A 3,564-nucleotide genomic window follows, 5' to 3' on the forward strand; every position below is an offset into this window, starting at 1 on the left:
CAATACCCAGACTTCTGCCTGCTCAGCCCCCCACTCAATTGCCATGTCAAGATCAGAGAGGGCTTCCCTGAATTTCCCAAGGGCAAGAAAACAGGCACCCCTGTACATCCATCCCTGATCATTCTCAGATTCACGTTCAACCAGACGGGTTAATACCGGGATAGCCTCCTTATACATGCCAACCTCATGCATCGACATGCCGAGTCGAAGCTGTGCCTCCAGATTGTCCGGATCGTACTTCAGAGCGTTCCGGTACATCTTCATGGCATCCCGGTGGCGCTCTTGTTTTGCCAGAACTATTCCGGTCTGATACCAGAGTTCGGAGTTTTCCGGATCAATTCGAAGCCCTTCCTTAAATGCATAATACGCCCGGTCATACTGATCCTTTTTGAGGAACGCCAACCCCATTGACAACCATTTCTGAACTTTGTCAGATGGTTTCATCTCTTTTGACAGAATATTCCCCCGGGCTCTGCTCTATGAGAGGTACATATGCACCCAGAAAACCTGCATATGATAGGTGGATGACAAAATACATTAAAGTACACAAACCCTGCAGTCCTGGTTTTGACAGGGGAGATTATCGATCTTCCATTTCAGCGCCCAGACTTTAATATCCCTGATGATATCAACGATTTCTATCCCGCTCTCGGTCAGGAAATATTCGCTCTTTACCGGGAACCTATCAGCCTCTATACGGTTTCCAATAATTCCCTCCTGCTCCAGTTCCTTTAATCGTTCAGATAATATCTTGGGTGTGATTCCCGGGAGAGCATCCCTGAGATCTGAAAACCGCCGGGTATACTGCTCCCCTTTATAGAGTTCGAGAATGATGAGCAGGGTCCACTTTTTTGTCAGATAACGGACCGTCAGGTTGACCGTGCAGGAGTTGTCCATGGTATAGTTTTAGAAACGTCTTCCTATTTATCATTTGATATACAAAAGATATTTTGTAGCAAAAAGATACAAAGGAGATACCACGATGTTCTGTTACCAGTGTGAAGAGACGGCAAAAGGCTCCGGATGTACGGTAGGCGGATTCTGCGGGAAGGATGAAGTGACTGCTGCCTATCAGGATGCCCTGATCTATTCTCTGAAAGGCCTTGCGGCAAAGAACATGTCAGCCAAAAAAGAGGACCAGGCAGATCTCGGGCTGCTCATTGCAGAGTCACTCTTTATGACACTGACCAATGTGAACTTTGACAAAGTAGCAATCATGAACCGGATTGCTGAAGTTACCCGGCAGCGGGATGCAATAAAGACATATGCCTGTCCGGCTCACGATGCCTGTATCCGGTCATTCGGGAGTGAAGCAGACATTCTCAGTCATGCATCAGAGACCGGAGTCATGGCAACGGCACACGAGGATGTCAGATCCCTTCGTGAACTGCTGATTTACGGCCTGAAGGGTATTGGGGCATATTACTCACACGCAGCCATCCTCGGGCAGACTGACAAGGAGATTGAACTCTTCCTACAGAAGGCCCTTGTATCAACCATGCAGGATCTCCCGGTCCCGGATATGATATCCATGGTCATGGAATGCGGGAGTATGGGTGTGAAGGTTCTTGCACTCCTTGATTCGGCAAACACTGCGGCCTATGGAAACCCGGTCATCACTTCGGTCAGCACCGTGCCCAAAAAAAGACCAGGTATTCTGATAACCGGTCATGACCTCAAGGATCTTGAGATGCTGCTAGAGCAGTCGAAGGATGCAGGGATTGATATCTACACCCATGGCGAGATGCTTCCCGCCCATGCATACCCTGGCCTCAAGAAGTATTCGCACCTGATCGGGAATTATGGAGGATCATGGCCTCACCAGAAGGAAGAGTTCGAGTCATTTAACGGTCCGATTCTCGTCACAACCAACTGTATTGTCCCTCCCAGAGATACTTACAAGGAACGGATCTACACAACCGGTCTGACCGGGTTTCCAGGGATCGCCCATATCAGTGCCAAACCGGATGGGACCAAAGACTTCTCTGCCCTTATTACCCAGGCAAAGACCTGCAGTCCACCAAAAGCACTCCCATCAGCAGGACCAGATCTCATCACCGGCTGTGCTCATCATGCCGTGCTGTCAATTGCCGACACCGTCATCGGGGCAATCAAAGCAGGAAAGATCAAGCGGTTCATGGTTATGGCAGGATGCGACGGACGACAGAAAGAGCGGGAATATTATACGGCCTTTGCACAGGCACTTCCCCAGGACGCAGTCATCCTCACAGCCGGCTGTGCTAAATACCGGTATAATTCCCTGCCACTCGGAGATATCGGTGGAATCCCCCGGGTCATCGATGCCGGTCAGTGTAATGACTCATACTCACTGGTGGTGATTGCAAAAGCCCTTGCTGAAGCATTCGGTGTCGGAATCAATGATCTCCCGGTTTCGTACAACATCGCATGGTATGAACAGAAGGCGGTCCTGGTACTGCTTGCTCTGCTTGCCCTTGGTGTGAAGAATATTACCCTTGGCCCAAAACTACCGGCATTCGTCTCCCCTGCAGTGCTGAAAGTTCTGACAGAGCAGTTCGGTCTGGCACCAAACACAACCGTTGAAGCTGATATGAAGCGGCTGTGTCCGGCCTGAACCTCACACTTTTTCAATGGTGCAGGTTATCCATTCCTGGTTAAAGGTCGGGGAGTATTTATTGTAAAAGTTGATTGCCGGTTCATTCCATTCAAGGACCTGCCAGAGCACCCCGTTCAGGTTCTTCTTCCTGGCCTCCTCAAGAATGGCGTCAAATAACATTTTTCCAATACCCTGTCGTCTGAATTTTTCTGTAACAACGATGTCTTCAAGATAGAGCCGTTGTCCTTTCCATGTAGAATATCGTATATAATAGAGCGCAAACCCTACAACGAGATCATCAACTTCTGCAACAATGGCTCACCAGACCGGGGCCGGGCCAAACCCGGATTCTTCGAAATGGTCTGGTGATACTTCAACTTCATGGAGTGCACGTTCATATTCTGCAAGTTCTCTGATAAGTTCAAGGAGCCGGGGACAGTCATTACGAACCGCCGGCCTAATAGTTACGTTCATTCGTGGGTATATATTTGGATCAGATTACTAAAATTATGACTGACATATGTATAAAGGAAATAATAATATCACAGGGAACAAAAGGCTATTCAAATAACGGGACATTTTGTGGATGAAATCAAAAGTCGTTTTATTAAAAAGATTAATCCTTGAGAGGTAATTATGACATCGAAAGCAATAAGGGCAACATATGATGGGAAATCATTTCAGGTCTCTGATCCGGTTGATATTGCGCCGAATAGTGAATGCCTAATTTATATCGAAGAAATCAAGGAGAAAAAAAAAGAGGATGCTATAGATTTTTTATTTAGTATTGCAGGAACTGCCCATGGTCCTGATGATCAATCAATTGAACATGACCACTACCTATATGGAACTCCGAAAAAGGTAAAGCGTGAATAATATTCCCGTTTTTCTTGATTCATCCTTTATTATTGCTGTCATTAATGCAGATCCTACATTCGGCAGATCTAAAATCAATTATAGAATTTTTCGTACTCCGACCCGAGTAGTTT

The 3,564-nt window shown here is 47.0% G+C and carries 6 protein-coding genes; 2 read left to right on the plus strand and 4 right to left on the minus strand.

Annotated elements, in window-relative coordinates; translation table 11 throughout:
- Together PLA23_RS11515 and PLA23_RS11520 are read right to left on the minus strand one after the other, a co-directional pair.
- The coding region (locus PLA23_RS11515) for a tetratricopeptide repeat protein (protein ID WP_324475272.1) at window positions 1-408 on the minus strand (408 nt) is incomplete at its 3' end.
- A 129-nt stretch (window positions 409-537) separates the two neighbouring features.
- Window positions 538-897 carry a winged helix-turn-helix transcriptional regulator gene (locus tag PLA23_RS11520; protein WP_324330184.1) on the minus strand — a complete coding sequence of 120 codons (360 nt, stop codon included), beginning with the start codon at window positions 895-897 and terminating at the stop codon, window positions 538-540.
- Between the two features lie 85 nt (window positions 898-982).
- Between PLA23_RS11520 and hcp the strand changes: the two genes are divergently transcribed.
- The gene (gene hcp / locus PLA23_RS11525; protein ID WP_324330182.1) at window positions 983-2,593 is read left to right on the plus strand and encodes a hydroxylamine reductase; all 1,611 of its coding nucleotides are present in this window, start codon (window positions 983-985) and stop codon (window positions 2,591-2,593) included.
- 3 nt (window positions 2,594-2,596) lie between these two features.
- Here the strand turns inward: hcp and PLA23_RS11530 are convergent, their stop codons facing one another.
- Entirely contained in the window at window positions 2,597-2,890 is a 294-nt protein-coding gene (locus PLA23_RS11530; protein WP_324330192.1) for a GNAT family N-acetyltransferase, read from the minus strand.
- A gap of 3 nt (window positions 2,891-2,893) precedes the next feature.
- The gene (locus PLA23_RS11535) at window positions 2,894-3,049 is read right to left on the minus strand and encodes a GNAT family N-acetyltransferase (RefSeq protein WP_324475273.1); all 156 of its coding nucleotides are present in this window, start codon (window positions 3,047-3,049) and stop codon (window positions 2,894-2,896) included.
- A 162-nt stretch (window positions 3,050-3,211) separates the two neighbouring features.
- Between PLA23_RS11535 and PLA23_RS11540 the strand changes: the two genes are divergently transcribed.
- A complete protein-coding gene (locus PLA23_RS11540) occupies window positions 3,212-3,451 on the plus strand; it encodes a hypothetical protein (protein ID WP_324330178.1) in 240 nt (79 codons plus the stop codon).
- Window positions 3,452-3,564 lie beyond the last annotated feature (113 nt).

The sequence above is a fragment of the Methanospirillum sp. genome (genome assembly GCF_035406105.1).
GTDB lineage: Archaea > Halobacteriota > Methanomicrobia > Methanomicrobiales > Methanospirillaceae > Methanospirillum.

Coding starts and splice junctions, on each gene's coding strand:
- PLA23_RS11520 (WP_324330184.1), bottom strand. CDS start 897: ATGGACAACTCCTGCACGGTCAACCTGACGGTCCGTTATCTGACAAAA.
- hcp (WP_324330182.1), top strand. CDS start 983: ATGTTCTGTTACCAGTGTGAAGAGACGGCAAAAGGCTCCGGATGTACG.
- PLA23_RS11535 (WP_324475273.1), bottom strand. CDS start 3,049: ATGAACGTAACTATTAGGCCGGCGGTTCGTAATGACTGTCCCCGGCTC.
- PLA23_RS11540 (WP_324330178.1), top strand. CDS start 3,212: ATGACATCGAAAGCAATAAGGGCAACATATGATGGGAAATCATTTCAG.